Raw genomic sequence first — 788 nt, 5'->3', positions numbered from 1 at the left:
CGCGGCCCGGGCGTGCCGGCGGCCGGGGGACCGGAGGGGGCGCGGGCGGCGCGAGGCGTGCGTCGGGGCTGTCACTGGGCTGCTTCTCTCCTAGTCGTCCAGGTACGCGGAGGTGACGGACAGGTCCACTTCGCAGCCCTGCTCCGCGTGGAGCAGGACGGAGAGCTCGACGTCGCCCGCCCCCCGCCCCAGGGTGAAGACGAACTCCGTGCCGGGGGCTCCCGTCCGCACCTGGTCCTTGCCGGCGCCCGTCCTGGAGGTCACGGTCAGCTCGGTGCCGGGCACGCACACCGGGGCGGCGGGGTCGTGCGGGGCCACGTCGAAGGTGAGGGCGAGCTGCGGTCTCGGGTCGTCGGTGTGCAGGGAGCCGGTGACGGTGTCGCCGTTCACCAGGGGAGCGGTGACGTCGAGGTCGACGTCGTGACTCACGTCCACGGGGCGGCTCTCCAGGACCGCCCAGGTGCCCCAGGACGGCAGCCCCACGGCCAGTACCGCCAGCGGGATCACCACCAGGACGAACGGCGGCCACAGCGGGGGCTGCCCGTCCGGGCCGCGGCGCGCGATCAGCGGCAGCATGGCGGTGGCGAACGCCAGCAGCGCCGCCGCCGTCGCGCCGACCACCACGGGGTCCCCGCCGAGCGCCAGCCAGACGGCGCCCGCCCCGAGAACGGTCACGAGGTCGGCCAGGAGCAGGAGGGTGATCGCCCATGAGCCCGCGGCGGCGTCGCGGACCCGCAGCGCCGCACGCCGGAGCCACGGGAGGGACGGGGCGCCGTCCTCACCCGGGG

Annotated in this window: 1 protein-coding gene; it reads right to left on the bottom strand. The window is 76.5% G+C overall.

The annotated features are described in order from the left end of the window. Positions 1-90: 90 nt before the first annotated feature. Positions 91-788: hypothetical protein (locus tag B7767_RS40665; RefSeq protein WP_218775862.1), on the bottom strand; the 698-nt coding region annotated here is incomplete at its 5' end.

The organism is Streptomyces sp. 13-12-16 (assembly GCF_002114215.1).
Classification (GTDB): Bacteria; Actinomycetota; Actinomycetes; order Streptomycetales; family Streptomycetaceae; genus Streptomyces.
Note: the sequence above shows the minus strand (reverse complement) of the source record. Positions and strands in the feature narration are given on the sequence as shown.